The organism is Streptomyces sp. NPDC048434 (genome assembly GCF_043200375.1).
Lineage (GTDB): Bacteria > Actinomycetota > Actinomycetes > Streptomycetales > Streptomycetaceae > Streptomyces.
Genome location: NZ_JBICXQ010000036.1, coordinates 68,443 through 94,409 on the forward strand (window position 1 = coordinate 68,443; position 25,967 = coordinate 94,409).

General features: G+C 67.9%; 19 protein-coding genes and 2 pseudogenes. 14 read left to right on the forward strand and 7 right to left on the reverse strand.

All coding sequences use genetic code 11. The features are described 5' to 3' along the window. Window positions 1–4 precede the first annotated feature (4 nt). From ACGFWI_RS33590 to ACGFWI_RS33600, 3 genes are all read left to right on the forward strand, one after another. Complete coding sequence (locus ACGFWI_RS33590; RefSeq protein WP_393909831.1) at window positions 5–2,902, forward strand: leucine--tRNA ligase; 2,898 nt, start codon at window positions 5–7, stop codon at window positions 2,900–2,902. A gap of 253 nt (window positions 2,903–3,155) precedes the next feature. Further along, window positions 3,156–3,992, forward strand: a complete 837-nt coding sequence (locus tag ACGFWI_RS33595; protein ID WP_393909832.1) for a hypothetical protein — start codon at window positions 3,156–3,158, stop codon at window positions 3,990–3,992. 210 nt (window positions 3,993–4,202) lie between these two features. Next, window positions 4,203–5,048: a DegV family protein gene (locus ACGFWI_RS33600; protein WP_393909833.1), complete on the forward strand. Its 846-nt coding sequence runs from the start codon at window positions 4,203–4,205 to the stop codon at window positions 5,046–5,048. A gap of 33 nt (window positions 5,049–5,081) precedes the next feature. Here the strand turns inward: ACGFWI_RS33600 and ACGFWI_RS33605 are convergent, their stop codons facing one another. Then, window positions 5,082–5,357, reverse strand: a complete 276-nt coding sequence (locus ACGFWI_RS33605) for a hypothetical protein (protein ID WP_393909834.1) — start codon at window positions 5,355–5,357, stop codon at window positions 5,082–5,084. Between the two features lie 178 nt (window positions 5,358–5,535). Here ACGFWI_RS33605 and ACGFWI_RS33610 point away from each other — a divergent pair, with 178 nt between their 5' ends. The 6 genes and pseudogenes from ACGFWI_RS33610 to ACGFWI_RS33635 all read left to right on the forward strand — a co-directional run bounded on the left by ACGFWI_RS33610 (window position 5,536) and on the right by ACGFWI_RS33635 (window position 14,020). After that, the gene (locus tag ACGFWI_RS33610) at window positions 5,536–6,270 is read left to right on the forward strand and encodes a helix-hairpin-helix domain-containing protein (protein ID WP_393909835.1); all 735 of its coding nucleotides are present in this window, start codon (window positions 5,536–5,538) and stop codon (window positions 6,268–6,270) included. Next, window positions 6,267–8,129: pseudogene (locus tag ACGFWI_RS33615) on the forward strand (ComEC/Rec2 family competence protein); the annotation flags it as partial. The gene ACGFWI_RS33610 and the pseudogene ACGFWI_RS33615, both read left to right, overlap by 4 nt. A 185-nt stretch (window positions 8,130–8,314) precedes the next feature. Then, window positions 8,315–9,730, forward strand: a complete 1,416-nt coding sequence (locus ACGFWI_RS33620; protein ID WP_393909836.1) for a tyrosine-type recombinase/integrase — start codon at window positions 8,315–8,317, stop codon at window positions 9,728–9,730. Beyond that, the gene (locus ACGFWI_RS33625) at window positions 9,727–11,493 is read left to right on the forward strand and encodes a hypothetical protein (RefSeq protein WP_393909837.1); all 1,767 of its coding nucleotides are present in this window, start codon (window positions 9,727–9,729) and stop codon (window positions 11,491–11,493) included. Before ACGFWI_RS33620 ends, ACGFWI_RS33625 begins: the two co-directional genes overlap by 4 nt. After that, a complete protein-coding gene (locus tag ACGFWI_RS33630) occupies window positions 11,490–13,604 on the forward strand; it encodes an integrase (RefSeq protein ID WP_393909838.1) in 2,115 nt (704 codons plus the stop codon). The genes ACGFWI_RS33625 and ACGFWI_RS33630 overlap by 4 nt, the downstream gene beginning before the upstream one ends. Further along, a complete protein-coding gene (locus ACGFWI_RS33635) occupies window positions 13,601–14,020 on the forward strand; it encodes a hypothetical protein (RefSeq protein ID WP_393909839.1) in 420 nt (139 codons plus the stop codon). The genes ACGFWI_RS33630 and ACGFWI_RS33635 overlap by 4 nt, the downstream gene beginning before the upstream one ends. Before the next feature lie 45 nt (window positions 14,021–14,065). On the opposite strand, the gene ACGFWI_RS33640 is transcribed toward ACGFWI_RS33635, so the two are convergent. The 4 genes from ACGFWI_RS33640 to ACGFWI_RS33655 form a co-directional block, all read right to left on the reverse strand. Next, window positions 14,066–14,302: a hypothetical protein gene (locus ACGFWI_RS33640; RefSeq protein ID WP_393909840.1), complete on the reverse strand. Its 237-nt coding sequence runs from the start codon at window positions 14,300–14,302 to the stop codon at window positions 14,066–14,068. Beyond that, complete coding sequence (locus tag ACGFWI_RS33645; protein ID WP_393909841.1) at window positions 14,296–15,255, reverse strand: hypothetical protein; 960 nt, start codon at window positions 15,253–15,255, stop codon at window positions 14,296–14,298. The genes ACGFWI_RS33640 and ACGFWI_RS33645 overlap by 7 nt, the downstream gene beginning before the upstream one ends. Before the next feature lie 450 nt (window positions 15,256–15,705). Next, on the reverse strand, window positions 15,706–16,758 hold the full coding sequence (locus ACGFWI_RS33650; protein WP_393909842.1) for a tyrosine-type recombinase/integrase: 1,053 nt from the start codon (window positions 16,756–16,758) through the stop codon (window positions 15,706–15,708). Between the two features lie 395 nt (window positions 16,759–17,153). Beyond that, the gene (locus ACGFWI_RS33655) at window positions 17,154–19,586 is read right to left on the reverse strand and encodes a glycosyl hydrolase family 28-related protein (RefSeq protein WP_393909843.1); all 2,433 of its coding nucleotides are present in this window, start codon (window positions 19,584–19,586) and stop codon (window positions 17,154–17,156) included. 353 nt (window positions 19,587–19,939) lie between these two features. Here ACGFWI_RS33655 and ACGFWI_RS33660 point away from each other — a divergent pair. After that, window positions 19,940–20,065: pseudogene (locus ACGFWI_RS33660) on the forward strand (IS110 family transposase); the annotation flags it as partial. A gap of 67 nt (window positions 20,066–20,132) precedes the next feature. Here the strand turns inward: ACGFWI_RS33660 and ACGFWI_RS33665 are convergent. Further along, window positions 20,133–22,319, reverse strand: a complete 2,187-nt coding sequence (locus ACGFWI_RS33665; RefSeq protein WP_393909844.1) for a transposase — start codon at window positions 22,317–22,319, stop codon at window positions 20,133–20,135. Further along, entirely contained in the window at window positions 22,232–23,191 is a 960-nt protein-coding gene (locus ACGFWI_RS33670; RefSeq protein ID WP_393909845.1) for a DUF4158 domain-containing protein, read from the reverse strand. Before ACGFWI_RS33670 ends, ACGFWI_RS33665 begins: the two co-directional genes overlap by 88 nt. Window positions 23,192–23,263: 72 nt before the next feature. On the opposite strand from ACGFWI_RS33670, the gene ACGFWI_RS33675 reads away from it, so the two are divergent. The 4 genes from ACGFWI_RS33675 (at window position 23,264) to ACGFWI_RS33690 (ending at window position 25,891) form a co-directional block, all read left to right on the forward strand. Further along, window positions 23,264–23,581 (forward strand): hypothetical protein, encoded by a 318-nt coding sequence (locus tag ACGFWI_RS33675; protein WP_393909846.1) that lies wholly within the window; start codon window positions 23,264–23,266, stop codon window positions 23,579–23,581. A 417-nt stretch (window positions 23,582–23,998) separates the two neighbouring features. Further along, complete coding sequence (locus ACGFWI_RS33680; protein WP_393909847.1) at window positions 23,999–25,024, forward strand: ABC-three component system protein; 1,026 nt, start codon at window positions 23,999–24,001, stop codon at window positions 25,022–25,024. After that, a complete protein-coding gene (locus ACGFWI_RS33685; protein ID WP_393909848.1) occupies window positions 25,021–25,488 on the forward strand; it encodes an ABC-three component system middle component 2 in 468 nt (155 codons plus the stop codon). The genes ACGFWI_RS33680 and ACGFWI_RS33685 overlap by 4 nt, the downstream gene beginning before the upstream one ends. Next, on the forward strand, window positions 25,481–25,891 hold the full coding sequence (locus tag ACGFWI_RS33690) for a hypothetical protein (RefSeq protein WP_393909849.1): 411 nt from the start codon (window positions 25,481–25,483) through the stop codon (window positions 25,889–25,891). Before ACGFWI_RS33685 ends, ACGFWI_RS33690 begins: the two co-directional genes overlap by 8 nt. Window positions 25,892–25,967 lie beyond the last annotated feature (76 nt).

The following is a 25,967-nucleotide window of genomic DNA, read 5'->3' on the forward strand; positions in this document are numbered from 1 at the left end:
GACGATGAGCGAGACGACCAACGCCGCCGAGACGGCAGCGCCGCACCGCTATACGGCCGCGCTGGCCGCCGACATCGAGGCCCGCTGGCAGGACTTCTGGGCGACGAACGGGACCTACGAGGCCCCGAACCCCAGCGGTGAGCTGGCCGGCGACGCCGAGCTGGTGGCCCGCCCCAAGAAGTTCATCATGGACATGTTCCCCTACCCGTCGGGCGCCGGGCTGCACGTCGGCCACCCGCTGGGCTTCATCGCCACCGACGTCTACGCCCGCCACCAGCGCATGACGGGCCACAACGTCCTGCACACCCTGGGCTTCGACGCCTTCGGCCTGCCCGCCGAGCAGTACGCGGTGCAGACCGGCACCCACCCGCGGGCCTCCACCGAGGCCAACATCGTGAACATGCGGCGCCAGCTGCGCCGCCTGGGCCTGGGCCACGACCAGCGCCGCTCGGTCGAGACGATCGACCCGGCGTACTACAAGTGGACCCAGTGGATCTTCCTGCAGATCTTCAACTCCTGGTACGACCCGGAGGCGGACGCGGCCCGCCCGATCGACACGCTGGTCGCCCAGTTCGAGGCCGGCACCCGACTGGCCCCCGACGGCCGTCCCTGGGCCGGGCTGAGCCCCATCGAGCAGGCCAATGTCCTGGGCGAGTACCGCCTGGCGTACGCCTCGGACGCGCCGGTCAACTGGTGCCCCGGCCTGGGCACGGTGCTGGCCAACGAGGAGGTCACCGCCGAAGGCCGCTCCGAGCGCGGCAACTACCCGGTCTTCAAGGCCAAGCTGCGCCAGTGGAACATGCGCATCACCGCCTACGCCGACCGGCTGCTGAACGACCTGGACGCGCTGGACTGGCCGGAGGCCATCAAGCTGCAGCAGCGCAACTGGATCGGCCGCTCCGAGGGCGCCCGGGTCGACTTCCCGGTGGGCGACGACAGGATCACCGTCTTCACCACCCGCCAGGACACCCTGTTCGGCGCCACCTACATGGTGCTGGCGCCCGAGCACCCGCTGGTCGCCGGCTCCGACAACGGCACCGGCACCGGTTCCCTCGTCCCGGACGCCTGGCCCGAGGGCACCCACGACGTCTGGACCGGCGGGCACGCCACCCCGGCCGATGCCGTCGCCGCGTACCGCAAGCAGGCCGCGTCCAAGTCGGACGTCGAGCGGCAGGCCGAGGCCAAGGACAAGACCGGCGTCTTCACCGGCGCCTTCGCGACCAACCCGGTCAGCGGCGAACAGGTCCCGGTCTTCATTGCCGACTACGTCCTGATGGGCTACGGCACCGGCGCGATCATGGCCGTCCCCGCACACGACAGCCGTGACTTCGCCTTCGCCCGCGCCTTCGAGCTGCCGATGCGCTGTGTCGTCGAGCCGTCGGACGACCGTGGCACCGACCCTTCGACCTGGGACGACGCCTTCGCCTCGTACGACGCCAAGATCGTCAACTCGTCGAGCGCGGCGATCTCGCTGGACGGCCTGGGCGTGACCGGGGCCAAGGCGAAGATCACCGACTGGCTGGCCGCCGAGGGCATCGGCGAGGGCACCGTCAACTTCCGGCTGCGCGACTGGCTGTTCAGCCGGCAGCGCTACTGGGGCGAGCCGTTCCCGATCGTCTACGACGAGGACGGCGTGGCGCACGCGCTGCCCGAGTCGATGCTGCCGCTGGAGCTGCCCGAGGTCGAGGACTACTCCCCGCGCACCTTCGACCCGGACGACGCCGACACCCAGCCGGAGACCCCGCTGTCCCGCAATGAGGACTGGGTCAATGTCGACCTGGACCTGGGCGACGGCAACGGCATCCGGCGCTACCGCCGCGAGACCAACACCATGCCCAACTGGGCGGGTTCGTGCTGGTACGAGATGCGCTACCTGGACCCCGGCAACGCCGATGCGCTGGTTGCCCCGGACATCGAGCAGTACTGGATGGGACCGCGCGAGGGCCGGCCGGCCGGCGGCGTCGACCTGTACGTGGGCGGCGCGGAGCATGCCGTACTGCACCTGCTGTACGCCCGCTTCTGGTCCAAGGTGCTGCACGACCTGGGACATGTCTCGTCCTCCGAGCCGTTCCACAAGCTGTACAACCAGGGCATGATCCAGGCCTTCGTCTACCGGGACAGCCGCGGCATCGCCGTTCCGGCCGCCGAGGTCGAGGAGCGCGACGGCGGCTACTACTACCAGGGCGAGAAGGTCAGCCGTGTCCTGGGCAAGATGGGCAAGTCCCTGAAGAACGCCGTCACTCCGGACGAGATCTGCGCGGAGTACGGCGCGGACACCCTGCGCCTGTACGAGATGGCGATGGGCCCGCTGGACGTGTCGCGACCGTGGGACACCCGCGCCGTCGTCGGCCAGTACCGCCTGCTGCAGCGGGTGTGGCGCAATGTCGTCGACGAGGCGACCGGCGAGGTCACCGTCGTCGACGCCGAGCCGGACGAGGCCACCCTGCGAGCCCTGCACAAGGCGATCGACGGTGTCACCCAGGACATGGCGAACCTGCGCTTCAACACCGCCATCGCCAAGGTGACCGAGCTGAACAACCACCTGACCAAGGCGGGCGGCCCCATCCCGCGCACGGTCGCGGAGCGGCTGGTGCTGCTGATTGCCCCGCTGGCCCCGCACATCGCCGAAGAGCTGTGGCACAAGCTGGGCCACACGGACACCGTGGTGCACGCGGACTTCCCGGGGGCCGACCCGGCGTATGTCGTCGACGAGACCGTGACCTGCGTCGTCCAGATCAAGGGCAAGGTCAAGGCGCGGCTGGAGGTCGCCCCGTCGATCTCCGACGCGGACCTGGAGGCGACGGCACTGGCCGAACCCGCCGTGGTCGCGGCGCTGAACGGCGCGGGCATCCGGAAGGTCATCGTCCGGGCGCCGAAGCTGGTGAACATCGTCCCGGCGTAGGTCGCCGGCGGGCGCCCGGGACGACTCCCGGGCGCCCGGCCAGGGGTTTCGGCCGGTCGCGGCGCTCCGCGGGGCCGGTGGCGGCGACGTTGTCGCACGCGCCGTGCCGTTGCCTCGCCGGCGCCATGGGTGGTTTCCCCTACGGGCAGGTTGGGGGTTCGTTCGGAACCCGTGACCTGCCCGAGCCGTTTACCGTGGAGGTACAGGGCGCGGGCGAGGAAACCGGCGCCGCCGACACGTCTGGGGAGAGCCCATGGAAGCTGCTGTCGCCATCCTCGGACTGCTCTTTGTGCTCTTCGTCCTGGCAGGGGTGTTCGTCACGGTCAAGGCCGTGAAGGCGGCCAAGCGCGGCGTCGACCGGACGGTTGCCCAGGCCCGCAGAACCGTCGAGGACACCACCCTCCGGGCCCGGCAGCTCGCCCAGCCCGGCGTGGTCGGCGAACTGGCACAGTTGCGGCTCTCCCTGCGTACGTCCATGCGTGCCACCCAGGAGGCGCTCTACGCCGGCTCCTCCGACGATGCCTCCCTCAGCGAGGCGATCGGGCTCTTCGAGCGCCTGAGCGTCCATGGCCATGAGCTTGACGACGAGCTCAAGCGGCTCGAACGTGAGCCTGACCGGGCCACCATCGCCGCCCGCCTCCCGGAGCTCCGGGAGCGTCTGGAACGGCTCACGCACTCCGCGGAGTCGCTGCGCTGGGCCGCCCGCGACCGCGCCCGCAAGTTCGCGGACGACGATCTGGCATCGCTGAGCGACCAGATCGATGTCGAGGCGGGGGCGCTGCGCCACTGGACCCGGGTCGAGGATGCCGTGGACCCGCTGCGGGAGCCCGTACGCCCGTCTGCGGACGGGCAGTCACGGGCGCGTGCCGCCGGTGACCCCTCGGACGCTGCTGCCCGACCGGGCCGCGCTTCGGCCGAGAGTCGCTCCGGGGGTGCGGCCTCCGAGGACCCGCCGGCGATCACCGCCCGGGACCCGCGCGCCCAGCCGTCCTACCCGTGGCAGAAGGAGCCCCGGACGTCGCGGCCGACACGGTCGTCACCGGCGTCACGGGCGTCGCGGTCGTCACGGACGGAGGGTACGACTACGTGAGGCCGTAGGACCTTGGAGAGGTGAGGGGGTGGGGGCGGGGCCCGGGGGAGACGGCGATGCGGGGCCGGGTGCGTCAGCGATGTCGCGCGGATCCGGGGACGGGAACAGCACCTTCCCGGGGGGTCTTGGCAGAGCCTTGGGGAAACCTGGAAGATCTTGGGGAGGGGCCCGCACTGTGCGGCGTCCGGATCCCCGGATAACCTCCCAGTCATGTCCCGCCATGTCGCGATCGTCACCGATTCCACGGCCTACTTGCCGCGGGCGGCTATCGAGCGTCACCGCATCACGGCCGTTCCGCTGACCGTTGTCCTGGGGGACCAGGCCCTGGAAGAGGGCACCGAGATCTCCGCGAGATCTGTCGCCCAGGCGCTCCAGAAGCGCCGGCCCGTGACGACTTCCCGGCCCAGCCCCTCGATATTCGCGGACACGTACCGCAAGGTCGCGGCGGCCGGCGCGAGCGGCATCGTCTCGCTCCACCTGTCCTCGGAGATCTCCGGTACGTACGACGCGGCGGTGCTGGCGGCCAAGGAAGCGCCGGTACCCGTACACGTCGTGGACACCGGCATGGTCGCGATGGCTCTTGGCTTCTGCGCCCTGGCTGCAGCGGAGACGGCGGAGTCGGGCGGGGACATCGACGAGGCGGTGGCAGCCGCGGAGAAGCGCGCCGCTGCCACCTCCGCCTACTTCTACGTCGACACCCTCGACTATCTGCGCCGCGGCGGCCGTATCGGTGCCGCCCAGGCGCTGCTCGGCTCCGCCCTCGCCGTCAAACCGCTCCTGCAACTGGCCGACGGGCGGATCGAACTGCTGGAGAAGGTCCGTACGGCGTCCAAGGCCATCGCCCGGCTGGAGGAGATCGCCGTGGAGCGCGCGGGCGGGGGCCAGGTCGATATCGCGGTCCACCATCTCGACGCGGCGGAGCGCGCGGATGCCCTGGCCCAGCGGCTCCGGGAGCGGGTGCCGGGGCTGAGCGAGCTCCTGGTGAGCGAGGTCGGCGCGGTGATCGGCGCGCATACGGGCCCGGGGCTGTTGGGGGTCGTGGTTTCGCCGCGGTGAGCGGGGCGGTGGGACGCCCTGTGGGTGACGGAGTTATCCACAACTGGGGTGTTGTCCACCGGAATTGACGCAGATCGGCGAGATCTGCGCGAGGTCCTTAGCGTCGAGCGGTATGAACTCGTCTCGATCTGTGTGGGTGGCTTCCCCGGCCTCGTCAGCTGCTTCTGTCCCGTTGCCCTCGTCGGCGTCGCTGGCCTCGTCGGTTCCGGAGCCTCCGAAGCCTCCGGTGTTCTCCCGTGCCGCTTCGGACTCCTCGGCCGCAGCCTCCGCATCGGCCCCCGCGTCGGCTCTCTCCGCTTCCTCCGGCACCTTGGCTCCGTCCGGTGCGTCGGAGCGGCGGGAGTGGGAGCGCGAGCGGGTACGAGCTCGGGCTGCGGCGATCTTTGCGGGTGCGGGTGCGGGTGCGGGTGCGGGTGCGGGTGCGGTGGCCGGGGCCGGTCCGCCGCCCCCTGGGCACGATCCGCCGGGTTCGCGCCGTCGGGAGCGGATGTGGCTCGCCGTGCGCGAACGGCTGCCGCTCTGGGTGCAGTTACGGTGCGGGACCGACCCGAAGACGCTCGCCGCCCTGGTCCTGGTGCTCGTAGTGGCAGTGGGATTCGCCGTGCAGCATTTCTGGGCCGGTCGCCCCGAGCCGGTACGGGCCCCGGAGGCCGAACGGTCCGCGGCGGCAGCCGGCCCCGCCCCGCGCTCACCGTCGCTGCCGTCGTCGTCCGCCGCCGCGCATGGTCCACCGGGCGGTGCGGGGCGGCAGCTGGTCGTCGACGTCACGGGCAAGGTGCGGCACCCGGGCATTCACCGGATGCCGCCGGGGTCGCGGGTGATCGATGCGCTGCAGGCCGCGGGCGGGGTGTTGCGCGGCGCGAGCACCGGTGGGCTGAACCGGGCGCGTCTGCTGACCGACGGCGAACAGCTCGTGGTCGGCGCCCCCGGCGCGGCCGGGGGCGCGGTCGGCGGCGGGGGCGGTGCCGCCGCCGGTGCGGGGACCGGCGGGACGGGAAGCGGGTCACCGGGTGCTGGAGGCGGTCCGGCCGGACCGGTCAGCCTGAGTACGGCCACCGAGCAGCAGCTCGACTCCCTCCCCGGAGTGGGCCCCGTCCTGGCCCGGCACATCGTCGAATTCCGCACCCAGCACGGCGGGTTCACCTCGGTGGACCAGCTCCGCCAGGTGACCGGCATCGGTTACCGCCGCTTCGCCGATCTGCGCCCCCTGGTGCAGCCATGACCGGTGTCCGTGCCGCCGTGCACACCAGGGCGGTGTCGCCGTACGGCGCCTCGGATCCGCATCAAGAGGGCCCGGCCGATCTACGGCTGGTCGCGCCCGCGCTGGCGGCCTGGGCGGCGGCGGTGATCAGCCTGGGCGCCCCTGGTGGGGGAGTGGCGGTGGCCTGCGGCGTGGCCGTGGCGCTCGGGCTGTTCGCGTGGCGGATGGCGGTGGTCCGACGCAGGGCGGATCGTGCCCCGGAGGCGGCCGAGCGGCCTGGCGCCGGTACCGCCCGGGCAGGGGCGGGGCCGGCCGGCCTCCGCTCTCCCCGTCGCTGGTCCGCAGGGGCGTTCGTGGCCCTGGCCGCGGTGCTGCTGTGTGCCGCGGCGGGAGCTGCGTCCGCGGCGCTGCATGCGTCGGATGTGCGGCGCGGGCCGCTGCCGGCTCTGGCGGAGCGCTACGCGGGGGTCACGGCGGAGCTGGCGGTGAGCGGTGATCCACGACTGACCCGTCCCAAGGTGCACGGATCTCAACGGACGCCCCCGGTACTGGTGTTCACGGCCGATGCCGTCCGTGTCACCGCACCGGACGGTGAGGTCACGGCCGTACGCACGCCGGTGCTGGTGGTCGTACAGCAGCGTGGAGGGGGTAGCGAAGAGCGCGGCCGCGAAGCTCGCGAGAGCCTCTCGTCTGCATGGCGCGGGCTGCTGCCGTCGACGCGTATCCGGGTGGTGGCGCGTGCCGCACCGCCCCTGTCGTCGGCCGACCAGGCTGCCGCCGTGCTCCGGGTCACCGCGGACGCGGCGCCGGTCAAGGTCGGTGACCCGTCCCCTCTCCAGCGGCTGGCGGGACACCTGCGTGCCGGGCTGCGTGAGGCCACCGACGGGCTGCGTCCCGATGCCCGTGCGCTGCTGCCCGGTCTCGTGGTGGGTGACACCTCACGCGTGCCGCCGGATCTCGACGACGCCTTTCGCGCCACCGATCTCACGCATCTGCTGGCTGTTTCCGGCAGCAATCTGACGATTGTGCTCGCCCTGCTGGTTGGGCCGCCGCACCTCGCGACGCGCGCCGAGCGCCGCGGGCTGGCACCGCGCCTGGGGCTGTCACTGCGCGGCACGGCCGTCATCGGCGGCGCCGTCGCCCTCGCCTTCGTCGTGGTGTGCCGCCCGGACCCGAGTGTGCTGCGGGCCGCCGCCTGCGGCCTGATCACACTGCTGGCGATCGCCACCGGTCGCCGTCGCTCGCTGCTCCCCGCCCTCGCCGCCGCGGTCCTGTTGCTGGTGCTCTACGACCCGTGGCTCGCCCGTAGTTACGGCTTTCTGCTGTCCGTCCTGGCGACCGGCGCGCTGCTGCTGCTCGCTCCGCGCTGGAGCGCCGCCCTGCAACGGCGCCGGGTACCGCCCCGGATCGCCGAGGTGATCGCCGCAGCGGCCGCTGCCCAGGCAGTCTGTGCACCGGTCGTCGCCGTGCTGGCGGCCCGGGTGGGCCTGGTCGCGGTGCCCTGCAATCTGCTCGCCGAAGTGGCCGTGGCGCCCGCGACGGTGCTGGGCTTCGCCGCCCTCGCCGCCGCCCCGATCGCGTTGCCGGTCGCCCAGGCGCTGACGTGGTGCGCGGGCTGGCCGGCCGAGTGGATCGCCGGCGTCGCCCGTACGGGAGCGGCGCTGCCGGGGGCGGAGCTCGACTGGCCGGACGGCTGGGCCGGAGGCTTGGTGCTGGCGGCTGCCATGGTGGTCCTGGTACCGGTCGCACGCAGGGTGCTGCGCCGTCCCTGGCTGTGCGTGCTGTGTGTGCTGGCGATGATCCTGGCGGTGTGCCGCCCCGCCCCGTTCACCCGTGTCCTCACCGGCTGGCCGCCGCCGGGGTGGCGGGCCGTGGTCTGTCGACGATTCCCTGTTGGATGAGCGTGTCGATGCGGCACGACTAACAGGCGGGGCACATGGGGTGGCAGGTGTATTGGGTACCCGAGCGGCGATGGATACCAGCGGATCGGGTACCCGTACTCGCGGGGATAGAGGATCTGTCCGACCGTGAGGACCGGCTCGGGATCCATCCGGGAGACCCGATCATGCTGTCGCCGGACTACCGGATCGACGAGCTGCTGAGCCTGTACCTGTGCCGGTCGGGGTTCGCGAAGCTGGCGCCTGAGACCAAGCGCAACTACACGGACGACTACTGCCTGTTCTTCGACTTCCTGTGGGACCGGGGAAAGGTCTGGAACCAGGCCACCGACGACGACCTCGCGGACTTCGAGTACTGGCGGACCCGGGCCAGCGCGAACCCGGGAAAGATCGGCGGGTCCCGCTGGAACCGGGGACTGGCCGCGCTCACCCGCCTCTACGAGTGGGCCGAGCGGCGCGAGCACGTCGTACGGAATCCGGTGCTGATGCGCGACCTCATCGGCCGCACCGGTGAGGTGATCCGGGTTCCGCAGGCACGGGCGAAGGACGCCAAGACCAGCGATGTCCACTGGCTGACACCGCGGACGTTTCGCCTTTGGGTGAACGTCGGTCTGCGCGGCCACACAGCCCAGGGGGTGCCGGCGGCGGACTGGGTGGGGCGGCTGGAGGACCGCAACGCGGCCTTCGCGGACCTGCTGCTGTCGTCGGGAATGCGGCTGACCGAGGCGGCATCACTGCTGACCATCGAGATGCCGCGCACGCGGCTGGGTGGTGCCCGCTACTACCCGGGGCGCCTGGCGCCGGTGGTGACGAAGTCGAAGCGGGCCCGCACCTTCTACGTCTCGGCGCCGGTGGTCGGCGGCGTCGAGGGCTACATGGAGTCGTCGCGGGCGGACGCGATCCGCCGGGCCCAGGCTAAGGGCTGCTACGAGAGTCTGCCGCAGATGCGGCTGGTCACGAAGGTCGCGGGTCTGCGTAAGACGGTGTTGTACTGGCGGGACCAGAACGGAGTCGAGGGGCGGACGCCGCTGTCCGAGGCGGACGTGGCCGAGCGGATGACGCTGTTCATCGAGGGGCCGACAGGCCCGGAACCAATGTGGTTGTGGTTGAACGAGTCCGGTCTGCCGTTCCGCCCGGCGTCGTGGGAGAACGTCTTTCGCGCCGCGTCGCTGAGATGCGCCGAGGTGCTGGACGGCGTCGTCGCCGAGCCGCCGTTTTGCACCCCGCACATGGCCAGGCACTCCTTCGCCCTGTTCATGCTGGTGGTCCTGCACCATGTCGTTGACCTGCGGATGGGGCTGACACCGGAGGAGAGACGGGACTTCCAGCTTCTCTATGGAGACCCGTGGCGGATGGTCCAGGACCTCCTGGGACATGCCCAGTTGGAGACAACGCGAGAGATCTACCTCGCGCCCGTCTCCGACCTGCAACTGCGGTCGCTGATGGCGGAGCCCGAGCCAGTGGAGGGCGGCGCCGAGGGGTGGTCCCACGATCGGGTCACCTCGCTGCTGGCGCGGATCGCCCAGGAGAGCGAGGGCATCCAGGACATCGACGCCAAGCTCATCCCGGCGGTGTCGGCATGAGCCCTCGCGGCCGCGAGGCCGCCCTGCCCACGACGCCGTTTCGCCGTCCTGCTGTTCTCGGCGAGGACCCGAGCGACGCGGTGGTACGCCACACCACCAAACAGGGCACCACACGCGCCTACGACTTCGGGCGGCTGCCGATGGCGGCGGCGATGCAGCGCTCGCTGGCGGTGCTCTTCGCAGAGAAGTGCACCAACGGCGCCTGGACGTCGCTGAAGACGAGCGAGGGCACGTGGCGGCACCTGCATGCCCTGGGCAAGTTCCTGTCCGGCCAGGAGAACCCGCCGACGGACGTCCCGGATCTGACGGCCACGATGTGGTCGGCCTGGCGGCTGAGCCGCAAGACCAAGGCACAGACTGGCTACGACCAGATCATGGTCACGCAGCTGCTGCTGCGGGCCGACAGCCGCCTGCCGCAGGAGGTCAGGGCGGTGATGGCCCGACGCCTGCCGGAACCGAAAGTGCAGGAGAGAGCCTTCGAGCCGGACGAGTTCCGCAGGATCAAGGCCGCGGCCCGGCAGACCTTCCGGTCCGCGCTGCTGCGGATCCGTGAGAACACCGAGTACCTGAACGCCTGGCGCAACGGCGACTTCACCCAGGGCAGCAAGGAGTGGGCGGTCGGCGAGGCCCTGGACCTGCTGGCACGGACCGGGGACCTGCCCCGCCGGACCAGCGCGACCGGCAGGACACGGGGAATCGTCCCCCATTACGTGAAAGTGCTGGGCGGTGGGAGGCCGGAGCACACCTGGAAGCGGTTGTTCCTGACGCGGCTGGAGGCGGCCGCGCTCGGTGTCTTGTTGGTCACGGAGTTCGGGTTCAACGGCACCACCATGGCCGAGATGCCGGTCCCGCGGGCCGTCCCCGACTCCGGGGAGAAGAGCGGAGCGAAGGTCTACCGGCTGGAGCTGGAGAAGCGCCGGCGTCACGCCGGGCACCACTTCGAGTCGCGCAACATCACCGACCACGGCGCCGACTCGGTCGGGCGGCTGATCTCGGACGCCTTGGAGGCCACGGCCAGCGCCCGCGCCTACGTCGCGGACCAGGCCCCCGAGATCGACCGGCTGCTGGTCTGGCGGAGCAAGGGCAACAAGAGCGAGACAGCGACCAACTCGGTCGGCGAACTGATCCGGGTGGGCCCGTTCGGGCTCGGCGCCGGCACCGACGCAGCCGCTCTCTGGGCACAGGAGCAGGGACTGCCGGGCAAGGTCTTTCGGCGGGGCCGCAAGACCGTGAACGTGGTGCACCGCCGCGAGCCCGGCCAGAACACCCAGGACACCCACGACCGTGTCTACGTGCTGCCCGAGCCTCAAGTCCAGGAGGCTGCGGGTGAGCTCATCGCGGACGGCGTGACCGACGCCGTCGAGGCGGCCCGCCGGACCGTGCTGCAGGCCCAGCTCTCCGACGCTCCGCAGGCCGGTGACCAGGAGACGGCAACGACGTCGTGCTCAGACTTCGAGCACAGCCCGTTCACGCTGCCCGGCGCGGGCTGCGGGGCATCGTTCCTGCTCTGCACCGCGTGTCCGAACGCCCGGGTCACCCCTGTCCACCACCCCCGGCTCGCCCATCTGCACGCCGCCCTGGGAAACCTCCGCAGTGTCCTGGACCCGGCCACCTGGATGGCGGACTGGTACGACGCCCATGCCCGGCTGGAGGACCTGCGGCAGCGGCTCGGCACCGCAGTCTGGAAGCAGGCACAGCAGCAGGTCAGCGACTGGGACCGACAGATCATCGACGACCTTCTGAACGGACACTTCGACTCGTGAGCACACTGACCGCCGAGCTTCCCCTGACCGTCCCGGTCTCCGGCACTTCCGTCATCCCCGAGACCCTGTTCGTCGACGGCTACACCGGGCCGGTGTCCCGCTACGGCGACGACGCCTGGTCGACGGACCCGATCAACGCCAACCCGAGTACGGAACGGGTCCGCGTCCTCTGGAAGCCATTCCCGGCCTCGATGCGCGAGGAGTTCCGCTACCTGGCCTGGCTGATGATCAACATCGCGCTGCCCGATATCTTCCTGGAGGGGCGTCCTCCCTCGATGCGGACGAGACAGTCGGCGGCCACGATCTATCGCACGGTTCTTCAGTGGAGACGGTTCGCGATCTGGCTGAACAAGCACGACGTCACGAGCTTGGCGGCCTGCACCGACGAGCACTTCCGCGACTATGCGCTGTCGCTCAACCGCAAACCGAAAGCCAACCGCAACACAGTCGGCGCCGACCTGGTCGGTCTCACGAGGCTGTGGATGTTCGACCGGACCAGCGCGTTCCTGCTGAACATCCCCGAACCGCCCTGGGAACGCGAGGGGATCGACGACTTTCTCCCGGCCGCGTCGGCCGGCGGGGAGAACCTCACCGAGGCGATCAGCCCGGAGACGATGGGCCCGCTGCTGATCTGGGCCCTGCGGGTGGTCGACGACTTCGCCGAGGACATCCTGGCCGCCTGGGCCGAGAATCGGCGGCTGACCACGAGCGCGAAGACAGCCCCGCGGACCAAGGAGGGCCTGGCCCGGCTGAACACCTACCTCGCCGAGCTGGCCGAGCACAGTCGGCCGATGCCCACGATCAACGTCAACGGGCGGCGGCTGGCCGCGTCCCTTTACATCGCCGGCCTCACCGACTCGGCCCTGGCCCAGATCAACATCGCAACCAGCAAGCGGAAGCGGTGGAAGGAGTATCTGGCCGCCCACCCGGGAGGATGTCCGCTACCTTCGCCCATCAACGGCAAGGTCGGCGACGTGAGATGGGCCGAGGACATCGATTTCGACGAAGCGCCGTTGCTCATGCGCCACCTGGGCACGGCCTGCTTCATCGTCCTGACCTACCTGACCGGAATGCGGCCCGGCGAAGTACTCGGCCTGCGGTCGGGATGCTGCCCCGAGCCAGACGAGCCCGGCCAGCGGCACGTGATCCACGGATACGTCTTCAAGACGGCCGTCGACGAGGACGGCAACCACCTCTCCACTGGTGAACTGCGAGACGTCCCCTGGGTCGCCATCGCCCCGGTCGTTTCCGCCATCCGCGTGCTGGAGCGGGTCGTCCCCGCCGGGGAACTCCTCTTCGGCAGCCAGTTCCACCAGTTCGGCGGCTTCGGGCAGCGGACCAAGGTCGCGCTTCGCGCCGAGACCCTGCGCGAGCGAGTGGAGCACTTCGTGGACTGGGCCTCGCAGCTGGCCCACCGCTTGGACCGTCCGCACGAGGTTATTCCGCCGGACCCGCACGGCGCGATCGGCACGGGCCGCTTCCGCCGCACCCTGGCCTGGCACATCGCCCGTCGTCCGGGAGGACTGATCGCCCTGGCGATTCAGTACGGCCATATGCGAACCACCGTCAGCGCCGGCTATGCCTCCCGCAGCCGTGACGGCATCCACGACCTGCTCGACATCGAAACCGCCAGAGCAACCGCCGACACCCTCGCGACCCTCGCCGCGGACCGGGCCGTCGGCGGTGGAATCTCCGGACCGGCAGCACGGCGGGCAATCCTCGCCGCCAGCCAGGCCCCCGCCTTCGAGGGCGTCGTCTTCACCGCCCGACAGGCCCGCAAGCTCCTGACGAACCCCGCCCTGGCCGTTCACGACAACCCGAACGCCTTCCTGACCTGCGTCTATAACCCCGACAAGGCGCTCTGCCGACTCCGGGCGAGCCAGGAAAACCCCATCCTTGAGCGTTGCGTGTCGACCTGCGCGAACATCGCCCGCACCGACCAGCACGCCGCCCAACTCGCCCTCAAGGCCGACGAACTCGACAAGCAAGCCACCGGCGATTTCGTCCCCGCCCCCCTGGCCGAACGGCTCCGGGACCATGCCGCGGGCCTGCGCGACCTCGCGGACAAGCACTACCGCAAACGGATCCCCCTCTCGGAGACACCCGCATGAGCCCCGCGGCCGACGAACGCGACCGCATCCGCGCGGCCATGGACCGCATCCTCGGCGGAACCCCGCAGCGGTCGAACGGAGCCCTCACCATCGTCGCCCTCGCTACGGAGGCCGACGTCCCCCGCAATGCCCTCACCCAGCGGCACTTGGACCTCAAGAACGAGTTCTACGAGAAGGTCCGGGCTCGCGGCGAGATGCCCGACAGCGAGAAGCGACTCCGTCGGCAGCTGGTCAAGGCCAAGGAGCTCCGAGCCGAGGCGCTGAAAGAGCTCGAACGCCTCAAAGCCGACAACGAGGCACTGGTCGGTGCACTGCACCAGGTCGTGATGGAGAACCGTCAGCTCCGGCTCCAGCTGACCGAGCAACCGAGCAACGTCCGCGTCCTTCCGAGCCAGCCCCGGCCCCCTGCTCAGTGAGTCACAGGCCCTCGAATGGCCAGGACCTGAGACGCTGCGGAGCGCTCAGATCATCAGGGTGACCAGGGTTGACAGGGTGGGCCGATCTCTCTCGGATATCAACTGACCCTGAATGTGCTCGCCGTTGAGCGCGGTCAGGTACTTGTCCAGGCGGCGTGTGTGGAGCGGTGATTCACCACGCAGGTCTGGTGTGGTCATGGCGAGAACGGAGCGGGCTGACCGCTCGTTGCCGTCCACCGTCAACGTGAGCGCGTACGCCGTGACGGGTACGGGTGTCACCATCGGCTAGCCAGTTCCTCGTCTTCGATGCGGCGCCGGCAGTCGCCGCATAGGGTCTGCGCAGTCCCGTCGTTGTCACCCTCATTGGGCCAGAGGCATCCACACCCCCCACAGTTTGCCAACTCTTCCAGGCTGTAGCGGGCTTGGCAGGTGAAGCAGTAGTGCATCTCCTCGCCAGGGCCGTCCATGAATGCGAAGCAGGCCAGTGTCGAAGCGTGGCACTGGGGGCATTCGTTGGCCGGATGGCCAGGCTCGAACTCCTGGAAGGCCAAGGCCAAGTCCTCGGCGCTCATCGTGGTGACGCAGAAGTGGCAATGGGCGCCGTTCGGAATGACGGCGAGAGCCCACTGCCCGCACACGGAGCAAGGCAGAACCGAGTCGGTCGTGCCCTTGAGTTCGTTGCCCCGCAGTCGGTTCATGCGTTCGTTGACGAACGCCTCGATGGTGTTCAGGCCGCCGCGTACTCGCAACATGTCTTCTTCGATGCTCTTGCGCTCCGGCGCGTCGAGCAGTGGGAGTAGTTCGGCGTCGAGGAAGCGGAGCAGGAAGTCGAGCACTGCACCGGCTCGTGACTCCACGGCCTCTGCACTGTGGGTCAGCCCGTAGTGCTGTAGAGCGTTCCGGTCCTTGCCGAGGTCCTTGAGAGCCGCGGCGTCCTTCTTGTTGATGTCGAGGCCGCAGATGTTCCTCAGACGTTCTACGGCGGCGTCCGTTCCGCAGCTGTTGAAGTCGGAGGCGCTGAACTTCTCTGAGGTGGCCCTGCCAGGGTCGCTGAACACCAAGCTCCAGTGTTCCCGCAGCAGGCGCGACTTCAGCAGGACCTCGGCTGCAGCCTGGAGGTGCAGGACGGCGTACTTGATTTCGCGCGGCCCGGTGTGAGTGTCGGCGTCCAGATGCTCCACGACGCTGACGAGGTAGTCGATGCCGTTGCGGACCGGCGGGAAGTCGACTTGCATGGGGCCGGTCCGGCGCCACCTCGGCCGGAACGGCTGGCGAGACGCTATATCGCTAGATTCTTCGGATACCACTCAAACCTACCCAAGTCATGCGGCGTTCGGCCTTACGTCGACGATCACCCGAGCACGCTACAGGAATCCCGTAATTCTCCTCTGGGCGATAGCCATAGCGCTCGCGACTGCGTTCAAGTCCATGAACTCCTTGTTATCTGCCAGCTGGATTTGGTCGAGATATCGCCCGTAGAGATGCGGCGCGTTCGGGTGTCGGTCGAGTTTGAGCCGCTCTTCTCGGAGTTGCTGCGTGCTGGCTGTCGGTCCGGTCCTGGCATACGTGCCAGACGCGGGGACGCTTGATTTCGCCGCGCAACTGGCCCGCGGTTCGTCGCTGGCCGTCGTGGAGAGCATCAACAGGGAGGGCAGCCGGAATACGCCAGAAACGTGCCGCAGGGGTCAACCCCGACGGCGGGCGGCGGGGTCGCGCTCAGCGACGTGCCGGGCGACCGCGTCGACGCCGGGGCGAGCGTAGCGTTCCAGGGACCGTACGGAGGCGTGGCGGGAGCGGGCCAGCAGCATCGGCGTGGACGTGCCGTTCTCCGCGTCGTGCGTCAACGCACTGTGCCTGAGCCGGTGCAATGTCCATCCCGCCAGGTCCTCGACGTCCTCGGGCCGGGCAAGCGGGTTCGCCAGCAGCCGGGTGGACTCCTCGAAGATCTCCTCCCCCCGGCGGTAGGAGAGCCGGGCCCGGCTGGTCTCCTCGCACACGTCCAGCGTCGCGGTTCCGGCTGGGGCCTTGCGACCGGTCAGGAACAGGGGCCCGCGGGTGCGGCCGGCGATCAGGCGGGGCAGGAGCTGGGCGGCGCCGGACTGCCAGTGGATCCACTCGGTCGCGCCGCCCTTGGCGGTGATCTTGCCGCGCTTGTCCTGCGAGTACAGGTCTTCCACGTTCAGGCACAGCACCTCGTCGGCCCGTGCGGCGGACTCGTAGAGCATCTTCCAGAACGTCTTCTCACGCAGTGAGACGTCCAGGCGCCACAGGGCAGCGATCTGATTCTCCGCCAGGGCCTTGGTGCGGTCCGGCGGCGCCGGCCGCCGCTCGATGCCGATCGTGGGATCGCCTTCGATCCAGCCCTGGCGCTGCCACCAGCCGATCGCCTTGCGCGCGATGGACAGTTCCCGGTTGACGGTGTCGGCGTCCATCTCGTCCGCCCGCGCCGCCGCCAGTTCGGCCAGCACCTCCGGCAGCGCCGGGTCGTCGATCGCCGCGACGAGGAAGACGGGCGGCTTCGCGCCCCGGCGGGCGGGTCCGGTCGGCGCGGGTTCGCCGGTGAGCATCCACCCCCACGTCGTCAGCGAGATCCGGTAGATCCGCGCGGAGGACTTCGCGATGCCCGCGCCGGTGAGATACCGCTCGACCGCCGCGGTGTACGACGCCGGCGGGGCGGACAGCGGCATCACTCGGGCGCGCGGCAACCGAAGCGCGCCCCCGGCCCCGAGTTTGGTCAATGGTTCGATCGTCACGCCCGCCCCGCCCCACTCAGCGCTGCCGCAGTAAATGCGTACACCTCACCCCGGTGGCCGGAATACCCCGCCGCAGGTCGTGGTGATCACGGTAGAGGCCCTGCCGCAGTAAATCCGGTATTTACTGCGGCACCACCCTGACGAGCCAACAGGTGCGGGATGTCCGGTAAGCAGAACCGCCGCTCATGCGTCCCTGCACGTGTCATACCGTCACGACGCGCGTGTGCTCGCATAGTTGGCGACAAGAGTCCTGCTGGAACAGTCGCCGCCTTCGAAGTGCCACCGGCCCGCTGTGCCGTCAACGTTCACCACGCTCAGCTCACGCAATGGCGGAGTCGATGAGATGCGGCATCCCCGGTATGAGTCCCGTCCGCCTCCGCTTATTCTCCTTCCAACAGGTGCGCCGCTCTCAGCTTGGCAAGAAGTGCGTTGAAATCACTCTTCAGATGGTCAATGTCCGTCGCGGTCGAGTTCTTCTGATCTGCCACACGCTGTGGAATCGGTTCAATGCACTTTCTGTTTGCGGGAACATCCAAGTCATAGAGCGTCTCCCACTCTAGGTGGTTGTCGTGAGTCACGCCTCCAACCCTCTGGGCCTGGGCTTGGTCCAGGTTCCAGGACCGCGGCTGCTCTGGACCTCCGGAGATTTTGTCACCCGGGTTCAACGGGCCGTCGGCGTTGTACTCCTTCAGCCGATACACAAAGCCATTGGGGGGCGTCGGCGTGACGGTTTGCCCTATGTCGTAATGCTTCCCTGGAGCCCAGCCAGAAGCCAGCGACCGGCTTCCACACGCAGCCGTCACCGTCCACCCGATCTCGTCCCGGCGCGTTGAATCTCCCTTGGCACTGATAAGCAGATCACCCGGGCGGTAGAAGTTGCAGCTACCCACCTTGGTATCGAAGGGAGTTCCGCCAGTAACTACACAGATTCGCCGCTCGCCGTAGATGTAGTTTCCAATCCAGGCTTCCGGAAGCATCAGCTTGCCGGGAACCGGACCGTTTTCGTACGCGGTTTGATAGTACGTATGGAAAGACCCATTACTGATAAGGGACGTTTGAATCCTGCCAATAAGAGGGTCTTTATTAATATTAATAGGATCCCGCGGGTTTATCCGGACTTGGGTGCGGAAGAGGGAGTTCCCCGCGTCTTGCAACATGCCGTCCACCCTCAAGGACTGAATATCCTGAATGATCGTGGAATCCTCACCATAGCTGCCGAGGGTGTTGGACGTTGTGACCTGAGGCTCATTTTTTCCCTCACACTCCCACACCAAACCATCGAGCTCTGGCAGCACTTCGCCCTTCACCTGCGGGAAGTCGGGCATGCCCTTCTTTTCGCGAGGTAGGCCGTTCTTTCCATAAGTATGCCCGGCGTGAATTGCTCGATATTTGTATCCGTTCCCGGGTGTCTGCACCTCGCCTTCCTCGATATCGACCCCCGTATCGGCGATCCAATACTTGTGCACTTTGGAATAGTTATTTGTCACCTTGAGTGCAGAAGGTCCCTTGCCGATAGGGTTGAAGCCCCAAAACACCGAGTCGGAGGTGGTGTCTATATCTCCTCCAATGACAGCGATATTCCTACCATTGAATACCGATGGCGCATCGGCTTCGGCGTAGCAGCCGACGTACACGGAGGGCCTCGGGCCGCCCTCACAGCTATAGTTTCGGTGTCGGTTTGCTGCAGTGTGACACGAAACGAAGGTGGAGCCCAAGAACGAATTATCGTAAATTCCATCACGCCCATTTGATGAGGCATCAACGTTCATAACTAGCATGGTACTGGCGTTGTCGTTGCCCAGGCTGCCGATGTCGAGCCCATTTTGGCCATTGCTGGTAAGGCGGCAATCACGTATCTGCACGCCGCTGGCGTTAACCTTCGGTGCGACCTCGCTTGAGGATATCGCTATTCCGTTGCGCCTGAAACTGACCACGCTCATGCTCTCGATGCATGCGCCGTGCGCCATAACTCGTATGCCATCCATCTGTGGAGCCTGGAAGCTGGCGGCCGGCGTCCCTTGATCGGGGATCGAATGGAGGGCGAGCTGACGAAGCACAGCATAGTCCCCACGCCCGCGAGGGGGCGTCATGGCCAATCCGGTCTCATAGCCCACCAGGGCAATTGCGCAATAAACGGTCTCCCGCGCTGTCCCCCCGCCGACTTCACCGATTTTAGTCGAGACAGAGAGGTTGAAATTTCCGGATTTGACATCTGCGAGTATGCGGCTGGTTTCGTCATGATAAGCAAGGCCGGCACCCTCCAGAATGCAACCGTTCGAGATACGGAGAGGCTTCTTAATACGGTAGTCTCCCGGAGGGAGGTAGACGACACTGCCGTCAGTAGTGTCGAATCGCATCGCGCAGTCCAGGGCACTTTGGATCGCGTCCGCGTCGTCGGCGCCTTCATCGGTTTTGCCGTTTCCCACTGCTCCGAAGTCGAGCACGCTCAGGCGCGTGTCGCGGCGGGGGCGGATTGTCACCGTGCCTGAAGCATCGCAGTCGCCGATCCAGTTCGGAGCGCTCACGCATTTCTTACTTGCAGCGCGGACGAGCTGTCCCGAACTGTCGATGCCAACCGCGCCAACCGCGCCGGGCTTATCGGGGCCCAGGCTGCGAAGGGTGAAAACACCACTTATTTGAACTCTGACTTTGACGTTGTGTGGGGGATCCACCGTTTCCAGAGCAACCCCGAAGAACGGACTGGTATGCAACTCCTCCGTCTTGATAGCAGGGGTGACGGTGCCTGATCCTGTGGTGCGGACCGCCTGGCCGGCTGTGATGCGCTGTGCGGCTTTCATGATTTCGATGTCCATCGGAACGTCCCTGCCGTCGAGGCTTCGTCGGTCGGATGGGTCGGCGTGAGCGCGGCCGAAGCGCGAGCACCCGACCTCGGGGGCGAAGGTCGGTTCCCTTCGGCAGTGCACGCAACACAACACCGTTTGGGGCCTCTTGCACTATTCGCCCTTTCCACGTTAGGCGTGATCACCGGCCTGCGCACTTCGCGAAGGCCCGATGGCCGTCCCGACCGCGATCATGCTGATTAAGACCGAGTGCATCCACGGCCGGGAGTTCGCCACCAGAGCCGTCTCCAGCTCCCTGGCCAGCACCACACCGAAGCAGTTGGGAGCACGATGTCGACATCGGCGACGTGTGCGTCTTCCTCGGGATGGACGTCAGCGAGACCGCTCACCATGGCCACGGACTCACCCCGGCCGGCAATAGGGTCTTCGACAAGCAGCTGCCCAACAGTGAGCCGAAGCTGCGGGCCGTCTTCGACAAGGTGGTTGCAGAGCGCGCGCTATTGGAGCTCGGGTGCCCCTTCGGCTGTACTGGCGCAGTTCATGGCATGGACCACAACGTCACGCGGCCATCCGCAGCCGCCCTACCGCTTCGTTCTCGGGCGGCTCCATGTCCAGGTGCCAGGTACCGAAGCGGCGGGTCTTGCTGGTGATGTACGGGGTGACGGTGGCCAGGTCCACCGGGTCCACCTCCCACCCCTCGTCGATGAGGTCATTGGCCACCTTCGTAATGTCCACCGCGGTATGAAAAATGAGGCAGTTCGCCAGCAGCTCGTTGAACTTGATGGTCTTCTCCTGGTGGTCCGGGTCGTTGTCCTGGAGCACGTCGGAGGCGAACATCAGCCAGTTGCTGAACTTGTGGAACGCCTCGACCTTGTTCGTCATCGCCTGGATCGACTCGCGCAGTTCCGGTTCCGACAAGAACCTGAGGAGCACGATCGTCCTCATGACCCGGCCGAGCTCGCGGTACGCCTGGTAGATGCGGTTGCGCCTGGACTCGTTGCCCAGCCTGCGCAGCAGGGCGGCCGAGGACAGCCGCCCCTCGCGGATCGACAGCACCACGCGCATGAGGTCCTGCCAGTGGTTCTCGATCAGCCGCCAGTTGATGACGTCCTTCTGCGGGTCGCCGAACAGCGGGTCGATGTGCTGGTACTTCATCGTGGCGCTGGGCCGGTAGAAGGTCAGGTCCTTCCAGTTGCGGATGCGCGGCAGCAGCTCCACCCCGAGCATGTGCGCGAGCCCGAAGACAGGCAGCGACTGGCCTTGCGTGTCTCCGTGGACGATGTCCACGGTCACCTCGGACTGGTTCTTCAACAGGCCCTCGAACAGATACACCGCCTCCCACACGCCACACGGGATGAAGTGGCTGAAGAGCGCGATATAGGTATCGGACACGTGCCTCATCGAGATGCCGCCAAATCCCCCATACCGGATGTGGGACTCGGCCAGCATGTTGTTCTCCCAGGTGTAGTACTGGGAGCCGTCGATCCCGGCCTTGCCGACATCGCCCCACACGTGCGCCAGGTCGAGCTGAATGAACATGTCGATCACGTCCGCCGAGGCGGCGTTCAGCTTTTCCGTGGTGATGTGCTGATTGCCCGCCAGTGACAGCTCGTGCACCGAGACCTTCTGCCGCATGTGCCGGGCGACCTGCGCGGGCCCCGCGTTCGTCCCGTAGCAGAAGACCGTCAGGACATAGCGGGCGAGTTTGTCGCGGATCTTCGGATCGCTTCCGGAGGCCGGGCCGAAGTGCCGCCACCACCGGATCCAGTACGCCGTGCGGGCGAGCACGTCCAGCAGGCTCCACTCCGGCAGCCGGCGCAGGATCTCCGCCTCCAGGTCCTGCGCGGACTTGCGGCGGTCTTTGCCCTTGCGCGGGGTGAGCACGATCTTCCCCGACGCGGTGTCGATGGTCAGGTCCGCGTTGTCCGGGTACCCGGCGTCCACCTTCGCGGCTGTGGCGGTGAGCTTCTGCTTCAGCGCCGCGGTGAACGCCGGGGCGGTGGCGGGCAGCCCAGCCTGCTCGCAGTAGTCGGCGACCAGCGGCTCGCACGCCTGCCAGGACAGCAGCTGGTCGTGCAGGTCGGCGTACGACTCCGAGCCGATGACCGCCACGTCTCCGGTCCGCAGCTCCTGGGTGAGGTAGAAGAGCGTGCACACCTCGAAGTGCCGCCGGTTGATGTTCCCCGGCTTGTGCTTGTCGAACAGAATGCGCTGCCACATCTGCGAGGCGAAGTCGGCCGAGACCGTCTTCGTCTTCTCAGTGCCGTCCCCCTGGGTGACTGTGTAGGTCACCGGCACCCACTGGCTGCCGCGGTGCCGCATGGCCTGGCAGAACCCCACCGCCTGGAGCACCGTGTCGTCGGTGGAGGTGGCGACCATCGACAAGGTCTCGGTCAGGTCGAGCAGAACCTTACGGTGGCTGCGGAAGTGCCGTCGCATCAGCGGCGCGTAGTTGTCGCCGTGGTGGGCGGAGACCAGTTCGTGGTCCTCCGAGAGCTTGGCCAGCCCGCCGGCCTTTTCCAGCCGCTCCAGCACCGCCTTGCCGCACTCGGCGTGCACCGCGTTCTGCTTGCGGGCACTGGCGGGGACGGTGACCGACTCCCCGTCGAAGCCGACCGCGTCCTTGGCCGCCTCCAGCACCTCACCCAGCACCGCGATCAGTCGCTCGGACTCCGCCCGGTGCCGCTCACGGATCTTCTCCAGATCCTCCTTTGCCTTCTTCGTGATCGACCCATGCGCTTGCACAGCATCGTCACCAGCTCGTCCCGGGCCCGCACCTTCGCCATGTGCAGCAGACTCGCCAGCAGCGCACACCGCTGCACCATGCCGACCTTGGACATCTCGGCGGCATCCAGCACCTTCGCCTGCCCAGCGAAGTGCTCCACCTTCCCCGGCGGAACCCCCTGAAGCCATGTCGCCGTCGCCCCCATCGCTTCCAGCCTGTCCAGGTGGGCAAGGTGCTCGCGCAGGTGGGAGACCGTCGGCGCCTTCGCCGGGCGCTTCAGCTCGTCGAACCTGCTGCGACCGCCCGCAGGCACCCGCAGCAGTCCCAGCAACCGGGCGCGGTCGACCTCGTCCATCCGCGACACGATCGCTGCGAAGAAGTCCTCGTTCGCCTCGGTCCTGATCGCCGAGGCCATCTCGTCCAGCGTGCTGTAGCCGGGCAGCTCCATCCTCGCCTTGACCAGCTTCTCCAGCGCCACGTTGATCAGGTCGGCCGGGTTGTCCTTGGTCTGCACGGCCTCCCTAATCGCCACTGCAGCGACCTCCCGGGCCTTCTCCATGTCGTAGGCCACGCCGATCCGTTCACGGATGAAGTCCCGCTGCCGCGCAGCCGTACGCACCGAGTCGTGCCGCGGTGACACGCTCTCGTCCTGCTCCAGCAGACCGCGCACATGCCCGACCACCAACTCCGGCACCTCGCCCAGATCCGGGAAGTAGCCCAGCTTCTGGTAGCTCTTCAGCAGCACTACCAGCGCCAGCAGATGCTCCGGCGAGCGCGCCTTGCCCCGCGCCCACGCCACCTCGGCCGTGCCGGGGGTGAACGCCTCGTGCAACTCGCGAGAGGAGATCGTGCGCTTGAACCGCGGATACGCGGTACGTTCCACCGAAGCCATGCGCCGCATGATCCCGGCCGCTCACTCATACGAAGCACACGCAGCCGAGTCGATCACAGACACCACAAGCACATGACCAGCGAAGAAGCCCCAGCCACCCCGCCGCGAATCATCAGAAGAACCCACGAGCGGGTGATCCGCCGGTGGGCCAGCGAGCTTCAGATCACCACCGCAGACGGTCTACGGCACGTTTCCGGCGTATTCCGGCTGGCCTCCAACAGGTTCCGCCTTGCCGGCTGGGCACGCGAACTCGGTGCTGTCGACCTCACCCGCCCCGAGGACGAGCCGGAGCTGATCACCCCAGTTGTCGCAGCCGCGATCAAGCGCCTGGACTTCCACAAGGGCAACGGGTTCGGCGACCCCATCGGTGCGCCTTCGCCTCCTAGCTAACGGTCGTCGGGATTTCCTGCGTCTCAACTATCCACATCTGTCGTTCGCTGCACGGCGCATGTCTCATGAGACATGCTGAGCGGGAAGAACACTTCCAGTTCTACTGACCGAGGGGCGGCGGCAAGGGACCCCGACCTCGCCGCCGGAGGGCTGACCGTCCAGCGCGGGAGCCGGTCAGCCGACGAATCACCAGGTCACACCCGTCACATGTGTCTGCCCGCAGGGCGCCCCGGTCCCTGGCTCGTACTCGTTCGGTCGTGGTCTTTTCGTGAACGACCTGCCAGTGATACCTCTAGTGGGCCCATCGCGGAAAATGGCGGCGGCATTCAGGGGGAGATGTTGGATCCGAGTCAGGGCCCGCAGGATGCAGGGAGCCGGGCAGGTGCCCCGTCGCTCATCCTCAACTATCCAACGGCCATGCAGTTTCCGGCCATGCCATCGCCTGAGAAGATCGTCTTCACCTACGATCCTGACGAGTTCGAGAGGTTCGTCGAGGAGTGGGTACCCGCGCTGGACAGCCTGTACGTGCGGGTGGTGCGCCAGGGAGGCGCTGGCGACCACGGCATCGACGTGGCCGCATTCCTCACTCGCCAGGGCCTGGAAGGCCCCTGGCACAACTACCAGTGCAAGCGATACAAGGGAACGTTGGCCTGGAGCACCGCCGCGGGTGAGATTCGGAAGATGTTCGCGGGCGTGGTCACCGGTGAGTTCATCGTGCCGGAGCAGTACACCTTCGTTGCTCCGTCCATCGGCCCCAGTCTGCAGCAGGCCCTGCAACGCCCGGTCGGTACTCGCAAGGACTTCGTGGAGGCGCTAGGCAAGACCACGGACAAGGTCATCACGGACCTGGGACCGCGGTTGAGGCGCGAGGTCGAGGAGTTGGCGGCGGTTACGTCATTCGAGATCTTTCAGACCGTCAACATGAAGCAGATGCTTGAACAGCACAAGACTACTGACTTCTGGGTGAAGCGATTCCCGCCGGAGACCCCGCCCCGCCCGGCCGTCATGGAACCGCCCGACAAGCTGGAACCGCGCGAGGCCCGCTACGTGCAGCAGCTCGTCCAAGTCTACGCCGAGCGCTGGCCCAGTGATGCCAGCACCGCTACCCAGATTGCGCAGCATCCCACGGCTGGCCCTCACTTGCGCCACCAGCGTGAAGCGTTCTTCAGCGCCGAGTCTCTGCGCCGCTTCGGGGAGGAGGCATACCCCGCGGGTCATTTCGAGGCCATTGTCAAGGACGTATACGACGCCGTGATCGACGTGGCGAGGGATGACCACCCCACGGGGTGGAAGCGCCTGCAGGCCGTCACCTCGCAGGCGATCAGTGCCGGGCTGACGCAGACGGTTTTCGCTCAGCACGTGAGAACTCTGGACCGTACCGGGGTATGTCATCACCTGGCGAACGAGAACGAGCTCACGTGGTGTGAGGGAGAAGGGACATGAAACCGCTGAACAGCCCACTGGAGATCGGCGTGCGGGCACTGGTACTGCTCTCGGAGAGCCATCCCGATGCTCTGGACCTGGCCCAGCTCGCGCTCTTGGACCATGCCGTGCTGCACAGCGGAGAGTTCGACGGGCCGCCCAGCCTGCACCCGGACCTGCCAGCTCACTCGGGAGAGCTCGGCCTGAAGCGCACAGTCCTCGAACAGGCACTTCTGGTGCTCATCCGCGCCGGCCTGGCCGAACTCGAAGCTGACGGGACCGGCCTAGTCTACCGAGCCACTGAACGCGGCCCGGCCTTCGTGGACGTTCTCGAAGCCCCGTACGTCCTGCGGCTCCGCGAGCGCGCCGAGTGGGCCGTCCACCAATGGGCCCCGGACACCGACGTACGCGCCACCACCCGGTCCCTGCTAACGATTCCCCCCGCCCCCGTGACCACCCGCCCGTTAGAGGGCCATCGTGGGTAGTCTCCAGCTGGTCCACCTCACCTACGCCGGCTCGGGCAAGCCATCAGCGCAAATCGTCTTCGGCCCCGAGCTCACTACGATCTACGGCGCCTCCGACACCGGGAAGACCTTCATCGTCAGGTCTGTCGAGTACATGCTCGGCGGCGCCCAGCTGACCATGGTCCCAGAGGCCGAGGGATACACCCAGATTCTGCTCGGGCTGCTGCTGCCCGACGGCAGCCCGCTGACCCTCGTCCGTCGCCCCGGCACGAACTCCACCCACCTGCACCGCGAGGACCTCCGCGACCTGGTCCACCGCCCAGCGGATGCCATCGTGAACTCGGTGCACAACGCCCGCAGCAAGAACAGCCTCTCGGTCCACCTGATGCGCGCTATGGGTCTAGACGCAATACCGGTGATTTAGGTTGTTTTCCGGCTGGCAGGTCTGGTCTTGGTCGGGCCGACCAGCGTCGCGCGGGGAGTGTCCGGCCGAGCCGGGT

What these genes read in the sequence shown, in the direction of transcription:
- ACGFWI_RS33590 (WP_393909831.1), top strand. Translation starts at nt 5, where the DNA reads ATGAGCGAGACGACCAACGCCGCCGAGACGGCAGCGCCGCACCGCTAT.
- ACGFWI_RS33595 (WP_393909832.1), top strand. Translation starts at nt 3,156, where the DNA reads ATGGAAGCTGCTGTCGCCATCCTCGGACTGCTCTTTGTGCTCTTCGTC.
- ACGFWI_RS33600 (WP_393909833.1), top strand. Translation starts at nt 4,203, where the DNA reads ATGTCCCGCCATGTCGCGATCGTCACCGATTCCACGGCCTACTTGCCG.
- ACGFWI_RS33610 (WP_393909835.1), top strand. Translation starts at nt 5,536, where the DNA reads ATGTGGCTCGCCGTGCGCGAACGGCTGCCGCTCTGGGTGCAGTTACGG.
- ACGFWI_RS33620 (WP_393909836.1), top strand. Translation starts at nt 8,315, where the DNA reads ATGCTGTCGCCGGACTACCGGATCGACGAGCTGCTGAGCCTGTACCTG.
- ACGFWI_RS33625 (WP_393909837.1), top strand. Translation starts at nt 9,727, where the DNA reads ATGAGCCCTCGCGGCCGCGAGGCCGCCCTGCCCACGACGCCGTTTCGC.
- ACGFWI_RS33635 (WP_393909839.1), top strand. Translation starts at nt 13,601, where the DNA reads ATGAGCCCCGCGGCCGACGAACGCGACCGCATCCGCGCGGCCATGGAC.
- ACGFWI_RS33640 (WP_393909840.1), bottom strand. Translation starts at nt 14,302, where the DNA reads ATGGTGACACCCGTACCCGTCACGGCGTACGCGCTCACGTTGACGGTG.
- ACGFWI_RS33645 (WP_393909841.1), bottom strand. Translation starts at nt 15,255, where the DNA reads ATGCAAGTCGACTTCCCGCCGGTCCGCAACGGCATCGACTACCTCGTC.
- ACGFWI_RS33655 (WP_393909843.1), bottom strand. Translation starts at nt 19,586, where the DNA reads ATGGACATCGAAATCATGAAAGCCGCACAGCGCATCACAGCCGGCCAG.
- ACGFWI_RS33670 (WP_393909845.1), bottom strand. Translation starts at nt 23,191, where the DNA reads ATGGCTTCGGTGGAACGTACCGCGTATCCGCGGTTCAAGCGCACGATC.
- ACGFWI_RS33675 (WP_393909846.1), top strand. Translation starts at nt 23,264, where the DNA reads ATGACCAGCGAAGAAGCCCCAGCCACCCCGCCGCGAATCATCAGAAGA.
- ACGFWI_RS33680 (WP_393909847.1), top strand. Translation starts at nt 23,999, where the DNA reads ATGCAGTTTCCGGCCATGCCATCGCCTGAGAAGATCGTCTTCACCTAC.
- ACGFWI_RS33685 (WP_393909848.1), top strand. Translation starts at nt 25,021, where the DNA reads ATGAAACCGCTGAACAGCCCACTGGAGATCGGCGTGCGGGCACTGGTA.